Here is a 15,123-nt window from a genome sequence, read left to right as displayed (position 1 = left end):
GAACGACGTGAATAATCTTAGTAACAGCATGATGACCAAGGCGGCCCTCGGGGCCGCCAGTATCGCCGCCGTTCTCGTTTTGACGGGCTGCGCTAGCCCACCTAATAACGACCGAACCGAGTTACGTGACGCCGGAGATGGCTTTCCAGCACTAGCGGGTAACTGGTATGACGGCGGCAAGTTTGTTGATCCTGAAAACATCTTACGTATTCAGGAAAGCCAGACGAAGGACCAAGTACGCCAGTTGATTGGAAATCCCCATTATTCGGAAGGGTTCTTTGGCGTTCGAGAGTGGAACTATGTGTTCAACTTGTACACGGGTAACGGCAATGAGTACATCACCTGCCAATACCAAGTGCATTATGACGATGAGATGGCGTTAGAAAGCACGCGTTGGCGAGACGCACAGTGTCCAGCGCTGTTAGTGCCAATTGAAGTAGAAGAGATTGCTGCTGAGCCGCGCGCGGAGAAGCTAACCTTATCAGGCGATGTATTGTTTGACTTTGATAGCGACCAGCTCTCGTTAGAGGGGAGGCGAGCTTTGGAACGGGTGTCAGATATGGTTCTTGATGCCTACTCATCACCTAGTGTGTTAGTTGTCGGTTATACGGATCGGTTTGGTGAGGATCAGTATAATATTAACTTATCTCAGGCGCGTGCGGAGGCAGTCGGCAGCTATCTAGTGACGCAGGGGATGGCCCGCCGTGATTTGACATTGCTGGGAAGGGGGGAGGCTGATCCTGTAGTTGATTGCCCAGGCCAAGTGGCCACGCTAAGTGTGAAGGAGTGCTTACGGCCTAACCGTAGAGTGGAGGTAATAGTTACCAATAGTTAATCGACGTATAGGACTAAACTTTTTGCTAATGAAAATTATTAAGCCGAAGCTTTTTTAAGCTTCGGTTTTTTATTTAATATAATTTAATTCTTTATGCTGGAGGGTTGTTTAGAAGTTTTTTTAGTAGCTTTGGTTAATGATTTTTTTAGTGTTAACAATTGTCTCTCTTGCTTGTGTGAAAACCTTCTGCTGATAACAATGAAGAAAAGGGGCAAGATTTCTTGCTAGATGATTGTCTACGCCAATTAGTTTATTGATTATGTTTTTAAATTTTTATTGGCGACCTTGCTTTGATATTCATAACGCTAATGTTTGGGGAAGAATTGTTAATTATGTTTGCTGATAGCAGGCATGTTTCTAGTTTTCCTGGATTAATAGATTAGTGTGTTGTCCGTTTAAAGGGCAGGGGAGTAAGCGCAATGAACAACGTATTTCGATTAATCTGGAAGCGGGCGTTAGGTCGTCTAGTCGTTGCTTCAGAAGCGGCTAACTCTAAGCAAAAAGCTGGAGCGGGTAGAAATAAAATTGGCCAAGTGCCAACGTTGCAACGCACTAGCTCCTTAAATATCACTATCCTATTTACAACAATCGTTGCCTTAGGTATCACAGTTTTTACACCGCAAAATGCTAACGCCTATACTGCTGCTGGGGCGAATAATTGTGCTAACGGGAATAATACCCGTATTGCGATCGGCCAAGACGCGGAGGCATGTGAGAATAACAATATTGCTATTGGGGCTCAGTCGATTTCCAATGACCTTAGTATTACGTTATTAAATAGAGGGAATCCTTTTTACGCTCCCGATTTAGATGGCAATATTCTTTTCAATAATATTGGTTCTGCATCGGTTGCATTAGGGGAAAATGCCTCGGCGCTTGGGGGAGGGGTAGCTATTGGTGGGAATGCCAATACTGAAAGAGTCGGTGTTGCGATAGGAGCGTATGCAAGCGCAGGCGTGAATTCGCTTGCTTTAGGGCCTGCTAGTAAAGCCGCAAATCAAACATCGCTGGCATTCGGCCGACAATCATTTGCGGGCGCAGATTATGCACAAGCAATAGGAAATGTTTCTGCAGCGATCGGAGAGTCTTCACTAGCTATTGGGCACTCTGCTACGGCAGAAGGTCTGAAGGCCATTGCAATCGGTGGTGCAGGTGGTGGAACTAATTATAATAATGCAGAGAAAACTCATGCCCTGGGCGAGCGTTCAATTGCCATTGGGGATAAAGCACAAGCTATGGGGTCCGTTGCCTTGGCGCTTGGTTCAAACAGTCAAGCTACAAGTAACTCCTCCTTGGCGTTGGGGGAGAGGGCGGAAGCTACTGAGTTGCAAAGTATCGCGGTAGGTTTGGACTCCAAGGCATCAGGGGGCGACTCTCTGGCAATAGGCACGGGTGCAATCGCTTCTGGTGACAAAACGATCAGTATTGGTTTTGCTAACGAAGTTTCTGGAACAAGTTCTGGCGCTATCGGTGATCCTAATATCATCACGGGCGCAGGCAGCTACGCACTGGGCAACGACAATACCATCGACGCTGACGAGGCCGGTGCTTTCGGTAACCGTAACATCCTTGCGGCTACCGCTGATGGCAGTCGCATTATTGGCAACGACAATAACATCAATGTCTCCGATGCCATGGTGGTGGGTAATAATGCGGATGTCACACAAGCGGGAGGAGTGGCGCTAGGCTCTGGTTCGGTAGCAGATACCGCAGCAGGCATAGCGGGATATGTACCCTTTGGCGCGACGGCAGCAGACACAGCCGCAATTAATGGTACGGTGGCCACTCAGTCAGCGGTAGATATCGGAAGCCGCCAGATCACCAGTGTAGCAGCAGGTACCGAACTTGATGATGCGGTCAACGTCAGCCAGTTAGTCGCTGCACAATCTAAGGTTGAAGCAGGAACTAACATTGCCGATGTTGTAGTGAGCGAAAACGCTGACGGCGGTACCATTTACACCGTGAATGCCGACGGCGCATCGGTCTCTGCAGGCACGGGTGTTGATGTGGTCGCTGCCGGCCCGGATGGTGACAACGTCACCGACTATGAAGTCGCGCTCAGCCAAGACACCCAAGACAGCCTGCTGCTGGCCGACTCCGCACTCCAGACCGTGGTCACACAGATCGACGGCACCGAGGTCAAAACCCTCGACGAGAATGACAACGTCGCCAACTTCGTCACCGGCGACAATATCGTGCTGACCGATGACGCAGGCGGCATCAAGATCGCCACCGCGGATGATGTCACTTTCACCAGCATTAACAGCGACAGCCTCGCCATCACCGGCGGCCCCACGCTGACCGGAGGCGGCATTGATATGAACGCCACCACCATCAGTAATCTTGCTGATGGGGTAGATGCCAACGACGCCGTCAACGTTAGCCAGTTGGAGAGCAGCGCCGCAGCTTCAAGAACTGAAGTCACCGGCGGCACGAATATCGCCAGCGTTGACCAAACCACCGGTGCGGATGGCCAGGCTATTTACACTGTGAATGCCGATGGGGCGAGTGTCACTGCGGGTGCTGGCGTTGATGTGGTTGCTGCAGGCCCGGATGGTGACAACGTCACCGACTATGAAGTCGCGCTCAACCAAGACACCCAAGACAGCCTGCTGCTGGCCGACTCCGCGCTCCAGACCGTCGTTACTCAGATTGATGGCACTGAGGTTAAAACCCTCGATGAGAACGATAACGTCGCCAACTTCGTCACCGGCGACAATATCGTACTCAGCGATGACGCGGGCGGCATCAAGATCGCCACTGCGGATGATGTCACTTTCACCAGCATCAACAGCGACAGCCTCGCCATCACCGGCGGCCCCACGCTGACCGGTGGCGGCATTGATATGAACGCCACCACCATTAGCAATCTGGCTGATGGGGTGAATGCTAACGACGCAGTGAACCTCAGCCAGTTGGAAGGCGCTGCTGCGGCGTCGAAGACGGAAGTTGAAGCAGGCACCAACGTCGCCAGCGTTGACCAAACCACCGGCGCCGACGGCCAGGCTATCTACACCGTCAATGCCGAGGGCGCATCGGTGAGTGCCGGTTCCGGTGCGGTGGATGTGACTGCCGCCGCCCCCGATGCCGATAACGTCACCGACTACGCGGTGGATCTCAGTCAAGCCAGTAAAGACAGTTTGGAACTGGCCGACTCCGCGCTACAAACCGTCGTTACTCAGATTGATGGCACCGAGGTTAAAACCCTCGACGAGAACGATAATGTCGCCAACTTCGTCACCGGTGACAATATCGTGCTGACCGATGACGCGGGTGGCATCAAGATCGCCACTGCGGATGATGTCACTTTCACCAGCATCAACAGCGACAGCCTCGCCATCACCGGCGGCCCCACGCTGACCGGTGGCGGTATCGATATGAACGCCACCACCATCAGCAACTTGGCTGATGGGGTGAATGCCAACGACGCCGTTAACTTCAGCCAATTAGAAGGCGCGGCCGCGGCTTCCCGAACCGAAGTTGAAGCAGGCACCAACGTCGCCAGTGTTGACCAAACCACCGGCGCGGATGGCCAGGCTATCTACACCGTCAATGCCGATGGCGCATCGGTGAGTGCCGGTTCCGGTGCGGTGGATGTGACTGCCGCTGCCCCCGATGCCAATAACGTCACCGACTATGCAGTGGATCTCAGCCAAGCCAGTAAAGACAGTTTGGAACTGGCCGACTCCGCGGTCCAGACCGTGGTCACACAGATTGATGGCACCGAGGTTAAGACGCTGGATGAGAATGACAACGTCGCCAACTTCGTCACCGGCGACAACATCGTGCTGACCGATGACGCAGGCGGCATTAAGATCGCCACCGCCGAGGATGTCATCTTCACCAGCATTAACAGTGACAGCCTCGCCATCAACGGCGGCCCCACGCTGACCGGTGGCGGCATTGATATGAACAACACCACCATCAGCAACTTGGCTGATGGGGTGAATGCCAACGACGCCGTTAACCTCAGCCAATTAGAAGGCGCGGCCGCGGCTTCCCGAACCGAAGTTGAAGCAGGCACCAACGTCGCCAGCGTTGACCAAACCACCGGCGCGGATGGCCAGGCTATCTACACCGTCAATGCCGACGGCGCATCGGTCTCTGCAGGCACTGGTGTTGATGTGGTCGCTGCCGGCCCGGATGGTGACAACGTCACCGACTATGAAGTCGCGCTCAGCCAAGACACCCAAGACAGCCTGCTGCTGGCCGACTCCGCACTCCAGACCGTGGTCACACAGATCGACGGCACCGAGGTTAAAACCCTCGACGAGAACGATAATGTCGCCAACTTCGTCACCGGTGACAACATCGTGCTGACCGATGACGCAGGCGGCATCAAGATCGCCACCGCGAATGATGTCACTTTCACTAGCATCAACAGCGACAGCCTCGCCATCACCGGCGGCCCCACGCTGACCGGTGGCGGCATTGATATGAACAACACCACTATCAGCAACTTGGCTGATGGGGTAGATGCCAACGACGCAGTGAACCTCAGCCAGCTGGAAGGCGCTGCCGCCGCCTCAAAAACCGAGGTTGAAGCCGGCACCAACGTCGCCAGCGTTGACCAAGCCACCGGCGCGGATGGTCAGGCTATCTACACCGTGAATGCCGACGGCGCATCGGTCTCTGCAGGCACGGGTGTTGATGTGGTCGCTGCCGGCCCGGATGGTGACAACGTCACCGACTATGAAGTCGCGCTCAGCCAAGACACCCAAGACAGCCTGCTGCTGGCCGACTCCGCATTACAAACCGTGGTCACTCAGATTGATGGCACCGAGGTTAAAACCCTCGATGAGAACGATAACGTCGCCAACTTCGTCACCGGCGACAATATCGTACTCAGCGATGACGCGGGCGGCATCAAGATCGCCACTGCGGATGATGTCACTTTCACCAGCATCAACAGCGACAGCCTCGCCATCACCGGCGGCCCCACGCTGACCGGTGGCGGTATCGATATGAACAACACCACCATCAGCAACCTCGCCGATGGTGTTAACGCCAATGACGCGGTTAACCTCAGCCAATTAGAAGGCGCTGCCGCGGCTTCCCGAACCGAAGTTGAAGCCGGCACCAACGTCGCCAGTGTTGACCAAACCACCGGCGCGGATGGCCAGGCTATCTACACCGTCAATGCCGAGGGCGCATCGGTGAGTGCCGGTTCCGGTGCGGTGGATGTGACTGCCGCCGCCCCCGATGCCGATAACGTCACCGACTACGCGGTGGATCTCAGTCAAGCCAGTAAAGACAGTTTGGAACTGGCCGACTCCGCGCTACAAACCGTCGTTACTCAGATTGATGGCACCGAGGTTAAAACCCTCGACGAGAACGATAATGTCGCCAACTTCGTCACCGGTGACAATATCGTGCTGACCGATGACGCGGGTGGCATCAAGATCGCCACTGCGGATGATGTCACTTTCACCAGCATCAACAGCGACAGCCTCGCCATCACCGGCGGCCCCACGCTGACCGGTGGCGGTATCGATATGAACGCCACCACCATCAGCAACTTGGCTGATGGGGTGAATGCCAACGACGCCGTTAACTTCAGCCAATTAGAAGGCGCGGCCGCGGCTTCCCGAACCGAAGTTGAAGCAGGCACCAACGTCGCCAGTGTTGACCAAACCACCGGCGCGGATGGCCAGGCTATCTACACCGTCAATGCCGATGGCGCATCGGTGAGTGCCGGTTCCGGTGCGGTGGATGTGACTGCCGCTGCCCCCGATGCCAATAACGTCACCGACTATGCAGTGGATCTCAGCCAAGCCAGTAAAGACAGTTTGGAACTGGCCGACTCCGCGGTCCAGACCGTGGTCACACAGATTGATGGCACCGAGGTTAAGACGCTGGATGAGAATGACAACGTCGCCAACTTCGTCACCGGCGACAACATCGTGCTGACCGATGACGCAGGCGGCATTAAGATCGCCACCGCCGAGGATGTCATCTTCACCAGCATTAACAGTGACAGCCTCGCCATCAACGGCGGCCCCACGCTGACCGGTGGCGGCATTGATATGAACAACACCACCATCAGCAACTTGGCTGATGGGGTGAATGCCAACGACGCCGTTAACGTTAGCCAGTTGGAGAGCAGCGCCGCAGCTTCAAGAACTGAAGTCACCGGCGGCACGAATATCGCCAGCGTTGACCAAACCACCGGCGCGGATGGCCAGGCTATCTACACCGTCAATGCCGACGGCGCATCGGTCTCTGCAGGCACTGGTGTTGATGTGGTCGCTGCCGGCCCGGATGGTGACAACGTCACCGACTATGAAGTCGCGCTCAGCCAAGACACCCAAGACAGCCTGCTGCTGGCCGACTCCGCACTCCAGACCGTGGTCACACAGATCGACGGCACCGAGGTTAAAACCCTCGACGAGAACGATAATGTCGCCAACTTCGTCACCGGTGACAACATCGTGCTGACCGATGACGCAGGCGGCATCAAGATCGCCACCGCGAATGATGTCACTTTCACTAGCATCAACAGCGACAGCCTCGCCATCACCGGCGGCCCCACGCTGACCGGTGGCGGCATTGATATGAACAACACCACTATCAGCAACTTGGCTGATGGGGTAGATGCCAACGACGCAGTGAACCTCAGCCAGCTGGAAGGCGCTGCCGCCGCCTCAAAAACCGAGGTTGAAGCCGGCACCAACGTCGCCAGCGTTGACCAAGCCACCGGCGCGGATGGTCAGGCTATCTACACCGTGAATGCCGACGGCGCATCGGTCTCTGCAGGCACGGGTGTTGATGTGGTCGCTGCCGGCCCGGATGGTGACAACGTCACCGACTATGAAGTCGCGCTCAGCCAAGACACCCAAGACAGCCTGCTGCTGGCCGACTCCGCATTACAAACCGTGGTCACTCAGATTGATGGCACCGAGGTTAAAACCCTAGACGAGAACGATAACGTCGCCAACTTCGTCACCGGCGACAACATCGTGCTGACCGATGACGCAGGCGGCATCAAGATCGCCACCGCGGATGATGTCACTTTCACCAGCATCAACAGCGACAGCCTCGCCATCACCGGCGGCCCAACGTTGAACAGCGACGGCATTGATATGGGCGGTGACACTATCACCAACGTTGGCGCGCCAGTAAACGGTGGCGACGCCCTTAATCTGGATTATTTCAACGAAAATCGTACCCGTTACTACAGCGTAAATGATGCCGGCACCGCCCAGAGCAACTACGAAAATGATGGTGCCTCTGGAATTAATGCTCTGGCAGCCGGTACTAATGCCCTGGCCGAGGGCAATTTTGCAACAGCCGTAGGGGATAGAAATACCGCATCTGCCGATAACACTACAGCAATTGGTAGCAGTAACTCAGCATCTGCCGATAACGCGACCTCAGTGGGTACCGGAAACACAGCGGAGGGAACTAACTCAGTTGCTTTAGGCGTGAATAACACGACAAATAGTGACTATCAGGTTGCTATAGGTGGCAATAACACCTTGGGTGCAGGCACACCAGAAGACTCATTTACCGCTATTGCCATTGGCCGCGAAAACAAGTTGCAGGCACAAAATACAACGGTAATTGGGCAGCGTAACGAAGTCTCCGGCCGATTCTCATCAGCTTTTGGTTACCAGAACAATATTTCTAATGAGAACTCAACCGCATTTGGCATTGGTAACCAAGTGGAAGGACGAACGTCCGTTGCAATGGGGTTTGAAAACAAAGTCACCGGGGGTGGTTTCTCGCGTGCAATCGGTTACCGAAATGAAGTTTCTGGCCAGGTGTCAACGGCTATCGGCCACCAAAATACTGTTAGTGGTGATCTCTCCTCAGTGATCGGTGCGGCTAATAATATCGATCAAGATAACGCTTTTGTGCTTGGTAACTTTGCAAATGTTAGCGAAGAGGGTGGTGTTGCCATTGGTACCGCCTCCAACGCCAACACTGGAGCGGGTATTTCCGGTTATAACCCGCTGACGGGTGTCTCGGATGATAATGATCTAGATATTGCGGCTACCAAATCAACGTATGGTGCTGTGGCGGTTGGCGATGAAGGCAACGGTTTATATCGTCAGATAACTGGTGTTGCGGCAGGTACTACTGATAGTGATGCCGTTAACGTAGCGCAGCTGAAAGCAGTCAATGCGCAAGCCACTACTCCGCTAACTTTTGCCGGAGATAACGCCGGTGCTCCGAACGACGTGGATCGCAAACTGGGCGAGACGCTCAATATCATTGGCGGTGCTACTGACCTGACCGACAACAATATCGGTGTTGTTGCTAATGGAGATGATACGCTTGAAATCAAGCTGGCCAAGAACCTAACAGGTCTTGAAGAAGTAGCCATCACCGGCGGCCCCACGCTGACCGGTGGCGGCATTGATATGAACGCCACCACCATCAGTAATCTTGCTGATGGGGTAGATGCCAACGATGCGGTTAACCTCAGCCAGCTAGAAGGCGCAGCCGCGGCGTCGAAGACGGAAGTCGCCGGCGGTACGAATATCGCCAGTGTTGACCAAACCCCCGGCGCGGATGGTCAGGCGATCTATACCGTGAATGCCGACGGCGCATCGGTGAGTGCCGGTTCCGGTGCAATGGATGTGACTGCCGCCGCCCCCGATGCCGATAACGTCACCGACTACGCGGTGGATCTCAGCCAAGCCAGTAAAGACAGTTTGGAACTGGCCGACTCCGCCTTACAAACCGTGGTCACTCAGATCGACGGCACCGAGGTTAAAACCCTCGACGAGAACGATAACGTCGCCAACTTCGTCACCGGCGACAATATCGTACTCAGCGATGACGCGGGCGGCATCAAGATCGCCACTGCGGATGATGTCACTTTCACCAGCATCAACAGCGACAGCCTCGCCATCACCGGCGGCCCCACGCTGACCGGTGGCGGCATTGATATGAACGCCACCACCATCAGTAATCTTGCTGATGGGGTAGATGCCAACGACGCCGTCAACGTTAGCCAGTTGGAGAGCAGCGCCGCAGCTTCAAGAACTGAAGTCACCGGCGGCACGAATATCGCCAGCGTTGACCAAACCACCGGTGCGGATGGCCAGGCTATTTACACTGTGAATGCCGATGGCGCGAGTGTCTCTGCAGGCACGGGTGTTGATGTGGTTGCAGCAGGCCCAGATACCAACAACGTCACCGATTTTGAGGTCGCGCTCAACCAAGACACCCAAGACAGCCTGCTGCTGGCCGACTCCGCGGTCCAGACCGTGGTCACACAGATTGATGGCACCGAGGTTAAGACGCTGGATGAGAATGACAACGTCGCCAACTTCGTCACCGGCGACAACATCGTGCTGACCGATGACGCAGGCGGCATTAAGATCGCCACCGCCGAGGATGTCATCTTCACCAGCATTAACAGTGACAGCCTCGCCATCAACGGCGGCCCCACGCTGACCGGTGGCGGCATTGATATGAACAACACCACCATCAGCAACTTGGCTGATGGGGTGAATGCCAACGACGCCGTTAACCTCAGCCAATTAGAAGGCGCGGCCGCGGCTTCCCGAACCGAAGTTGAAGCAGGCACCAACGTCGCCAGTGTTGACCAAACCACCGGCGCGGATGGCCAGGCTATCTACACCGTCAATGCCGACGGCGCATCGGTCTCTGCAGGCACTGGTGTTGATGTGGTCGCTGCCGGCCCGGATGGTGACAACGTCACCGACTATGAAGTCGCGCTCAGCCAAGACACCCAAGACAGCCTGCTGCTGGCCGACTCCGCACTCCAGACCGTGGTCACACAGATCGACGGCACCGAGGTTAAAACCCTCGACGAGAACGATAATGTCGCCAACTTCGTCACCGGTGACAACATCGTGCTGACCGATGACGCAGGCGGCATCAAGATCGCCACCGCGAATGATGTCACTTTCACTAGCATCAACAGCGACAGCCTCGCCATCACCGGCGGCCCCACGCTGACCGGTGGCGGCATTGATATGAACAACACCACTATCAGCAACTTGGCTGATGGGGTAGATGCCAACGACGCAGTGAACCTCAGCCAGCTGGAAGGCGCTGCCGCCGCCTCAAAAACCGAGGTTGAAGCCGGCACCAACGTCGCCAGCGTTGACCAAGCCACCGGCGCGGATGGTCAGGCTATCTACACCGTGAATGCCGACGGCGCATCGGTCTCTGCAGGCACGGGTGTTGATGTGGTCGCTGCCGGCCCGGATGGTGACAACGTCACCGACTATGAAGTCGCGCTCAGCCAAGACACCCAAGACAGCCTGCTGCTGGCCGACTCCGCATTACAAACCGTGGTCACTCAGATTGATGGCACCGAGGTTAAAACCCTAGACGAGAACGATAACGTCGCCAACTTCGTCACCGGCGACAACATCGTGCTGACCGATGACGCAGGCGGCATCAAGATCGCCACCGCGGATGATGTCACTTTCACCAGCATCAACAGCGACAGCCTGGCGATTACCGGCGGCCCCACGCTGACCGGAGGCGGCATTGATATGAACAACACCACTATCAGCAACTTGGCTGATGGGGTGAATGCTAACGACGCAGTGAACCTCAGCCAGTTGGAAGGCGCTGCTGCGGCGTCGAAGACGGAAGTTGAAGCAGGCACCAACGTCGCCAGCGTTGACCAAACCACCGGTGCGGATGGTCAGGCGGTCTACACCGTGAATGCCGATGGCGCATCGGTGAGTGCCGGTTCCGGTGCGTTGGATGTGACTGCCGCTGCCCCCGATGCCGATAACGTCACCGACTATACAGTGGATCTCAGCCAAGCCAGTAAAGACAGTTTGGAACTGGCCGACTCCGCGCTCCAGACCGTCGTCACCCAGATCGACGGTGCCGAGGTTAAGACGCTGGATGAGAATGACAACGTTGCCAACTTCGTCACCGGCGACAACATCGTGCTTAGCGATGACGCGGGTGGCATCAAAATCGCCACCGCGAATGATGTCACTTTCACCAGTATCAACAGCGACAGCCTGGCGATTACCGGCGGCCCCACGCTGACCGGTGGCGGCATTGATATGAACGCCACCACCATCAGTAACCTTGCTGATGGGGTAGATGCCAACGATGCGGTTAACCTCAGCCAATTAGAAGGCGCCGCCGCGGCTTCCCGAACCGAAGTTGAAGCCGGCACCAACGTCGCCAGTGTTGACCAAACCACCGGTGCGGATGGTCAGGCGGTCTACACCGTGAATGCCGATGGCGCATCGGTGAGTGCCGGTTCCGGTGCGGTGGATGTGACTGCCGCTGCCCCCGATGCCAATAACGTCACCGACTATGCAGTGGATCTCAGCCAAGCCAGTAAAGACAGTTTGGAACTGGCCGACTCCGCCCTCCAAACCGTGGTCACCCAGATCGACGGCACCGAGGTCAAAACCCTCGACCAGGACGATAACGTTGCCAACTTCGTCACCGGCGACAACATCGTGCTTAGCGATGAAGCGGGCGGTATCAAGATCGCCACCGCCGACGATGTCACCTTCACCAGCATTAACAGCGACAGCCTCGCTATCACCGGCGGCCCCACGCTGACCGGTGGCGGTATCGATATGAATAACACCACCATCAGCAACCTCGCCGATGGAGTGGATGCCAACGACGCGGTTAACCTCAGTCAGCTGGAAGGCGCTGCCGCTGCCTCAAAAACCGAGGTGGAAGCGGGCACCAACGTCGCCAGCGTTGACCAAACCACCGGTGCGGATGGTCAGGCGGTCTACACCGTGAATGCCGATGGCGCATCGGTGAGTGCCGGTTCCGGTGCGGTGGATGTGACTGCCGCCGCCCCCGATGCCGATAACGTCACTGACTACGCGGTGGATCTCAGCCAAGCCAGTAAAGACAGTTTGGAACTGGCCGACTCCGCGCTACAAACCGTGGTCACACAGATTGACGGCACCGAGGTTAAAACCCTCGACCAGGACGATAATGTCGCCAACTTCGTCACCGGTGACAATATCGTGCTGACCGATGACGCGGGTGGCATCAAAATCGCCACCGCGAATGATGTCACTTTCACCAGTATCAACAGCGACAGCCTGGCGATTACCGGCGGCCCCACGCTGACCGGTGGCGGCATTGATATGAACGCCACCACCATCAGTAACCTTGCTGATGGGGTAGATGCCAACGATGCGGTTAACCTCAGCCAGTTGGAAAAGGTTAGTAGCTCAGCTAACGCAGGATGGAACGTCACCACCTCAAATGAAACAGGTACTGCTAGCAGCAATGTAGGGCCTAACGCGAGCGTGGACTTTGTTAGCGGCGATGACAACGTGGTGATTTCCCATACGCGTAGCGAAGACGGCAGTACTTCGATTGATTATCGTCTAGCCGATGATGTGCGTATCGGTAACAGCGTGTCGGTGGGAGATACATCTATTAGTAACGACGGTTTGGTGATCACGGGTGGCCCAAGTGTCACTACACAAGGTATAGATGCTGGTAATAAACAGATTACCAATGCGGCAAGTGGGGTTGGTGACACCCCGCTGGACGAGCTAGAAGGCGATGCACTGGGTAATGTTATTAACGCCGGTGATTTGCAAAACGTTGCCAATAACCTTGGCAGCAGTGTCGCCGCCGCCAAAACGGAAGTGGAAGCTGGTAACAACATCATGGTTACTGATCGCATCGGTGATGATGGGCAGGTTATCTACACAGTGGCTACCGCAGATGAAGTTAGCTTTGATCAAGTTGATATAGGTAGTGTCAGCATCAATGCAGACAATATGGATGAGAGTGGGAACACCATTATTAGTGGGGTAGGCGAAGGTGGTATTGGTGAAGATAGCACCGATGCCATTAATGGTTCGCAACTCTGGGCGACTCAGGATCTGATTAAGAACCTGGAAGGTGGGGTCATCAACATCGCAGGCGACCTGAGTGACGAGTACATCATTAATAACGGTCGAGGTATTCGCTATGCGCGTACCAACGATGAGGGCCTTGATGTGAGTGATGCTTTTGCCGAAGCGCAAGGTTCCACAGCCCTTGGGTACGAAGCGCGTGCTACGGGTGACCGTTCGCTGGCCATGGGCTACGAAGCAATGGCATCACACCAAGGCAGTGTGGCGCTAGGTGAAGGTGCCCGCACGAGTGCACAGGTAGGCACTACTTCCATCGATATTGGCGATCAATCATATACCTTCGCCGGCGCTAATCCGGTCGCCACTGTGAGTGTGGGTAATGTAGGCGGTGAGCGTACCATTACTAACCTAGCAGCAGGCAGGGTTACGGCCAACAGTACCGATGCCATTAACGGTAGTCAGTTGTATGCTGCTGTGGATTTCATGAACGACGTGGATAGCCGACTGACTATCGTCGAAGGTGACCTGGGAGGTCTCAGTGAAACTGTGGCTGGAATAGAGCCAGGCACAGGTGAAGGAGCTGTCGAATATGCACGCAACGATGACGGGTCTATTGATACAGGTGCTGTCGAACTGGCTGGCGAAGATGGCACTAAGGTCACCAACGTCGCGCCGGGCGAGATCGCACCCGATAGTTCGGACGCTGTGACTGGTGGTCAGCTACATGACACCAACCAGAGTGTGGCTGGCAACTCCAGCAGTATTGAAGATAACCGTGCAGGCATTAACAACAATACAACTAATATTGAAGGTAACCGCGACAGTATTGCTGACCTTGGCAGCACCGTGGATAAGGGGCTGAATGTCATCGCTGACCAAGGGGGAAGTGTCAACCGCAAGCTAGGTGATACCGTGGCGGTGACTGGTGATGAAAACATCACCACCCGGACAACGGGAGAGGGGGTACAGGTCACGCTCAACCGTGAGCTAAAAGTAGATAGCGTTACCACGGGTAATACCACGGTCAATAATGAAGGTGTGCGCATTCAAGATGGACCCAGCATGACGCAGGCAGGCTTCAATGCTAACGGCACGACTATTACTAATGTGGCACCGGGTGTAAATGTAGACGATGCGGTCAATGTCGGCCAGATGAACGAGTTGGGTCAGCGTTTTGCAAATGAAATCAACAATGTCCATGGTCGTATCGACAAGGTCGAACGCAATGCCAATGCCGGTATTGCGGCGGTTGCTGCGATGGGGCATGCACCCTATGTGCCTGGAAAGCTTACTTACCACGTAGGGGGAGGCCATCACGGCGGAGAAAGTGCAGTTGGCGTTAACTTTCGCCGCACTGCCGATAATGGACGCTGGAGCTTAAACGCAGGCATTGCCGGTTCGCGGGCAGGTGCCACTATTGGTGTCGGTATTTCAGGGGTGATTGATTAATCCGCAAGCTTTGAGGGAGAGGCTCTCCTCTCCCTAATT

At 55.4% G+C, this 15,123-nt stretch carries 2 protein-coding genes; both read left to right on the top strand.

Going from position 1 to position 15,123, the window contains the following annotated elements; all coding sequences use genetic code 11:
- Window positions 1-7: 7 nt before the first annotated feature.
- Window positions 8-835, top strand: coding sequence for an OmpA family protein (locus tag B6A39_RS14990; RefSeq protein WP_083006961.1), 828 nt, complete (start codon window positions 8-10; stop codon window positions 833-835).
- 419 nt (window positions 836-1,254) lie between these two features.
- Window positions 1,255-15,084, top strand: a complete 13,830-nt coding sequence (locus B6A39_RS14985) for an ESPR-type extended signal peptide-containing protein (RefSeq protein WP_083006959.1) — start codon at window positions 1,255-1,257, stop codon at window positions 15,082-15,084.
- The last annotated feature ends 39 nt before the right edge of the window (window positions 15,085-15,123 follow it).

It is taken from the genome of Halomonas sp. GT (assembly GCF_002082565.1).
Taxonomy (GTDB): Bacteria; Pseudomonadota; Gammaproteobacteria; order Pseudomonadales; family Halomonadaceae; genus Vreelandella.
Note: the sequence above shows the minus strand (reverse complement) of the source record. Positions and strands in the feature narration are given on the sequence as shown.

Coding starts and splice junctions, on each gene's coding strand:
- B6A39_RS14985 (WP_083006959.1), top strand. CDS start 1,255: ATGAACAACGTATTTCGATTAATCTGGAAGCGGGCGTTAGGTCGTCTA.